Origin of the sequence: Paenibacillus cookii, assembly GCF_018333375.1 — a bacterium.
Taxonomy (GTDB): domain Bacteria; phylum Bacillota; class Bacilli; order Paenibacillales; family Paenibacillaceae; genus Paenibacillus_AQ; species Paenibacillus_AQ cookii.
Genome location: NZ_BORW01000173.1, coordinates 1 through 201, shown reverse-complemented (window position 1 = coordinate 201; position 201 = coordinate 1). Strand labels below are relative to the sequence as shown.

Annotated in this window: 1 pseudogene; it reads left to right on the top strand. The window is 43.8% G+C overall.

What is annotated here, in order from left to right:
- A pseudogene (locus KI367_RS27050) lies at positions 1-201 on the top strand (IS3-like element ISSau2 family transposase); the annotation flags it as partial.

Sequence of the window (201 nt, the reverse complement as noted above, 5' to 3'; positions counted from 1 at the left end):
GTTACGCAATTAAGAAGTTGTGTGCGTTAGCAGGGGTTGCTCGATCTGCCTATTACAAGTGGTTAGGTTGGACGCCATCTACCAAGGAACTTGAAATTCAAGTGCTAGCCAAAGAAGTAAAGCTTCGTTATGACAAGCGAAACGGAATACTTGGCTACCGCCAAATGCGTACTCAATTAAACCGAAAGCTCAAAAAGCAGT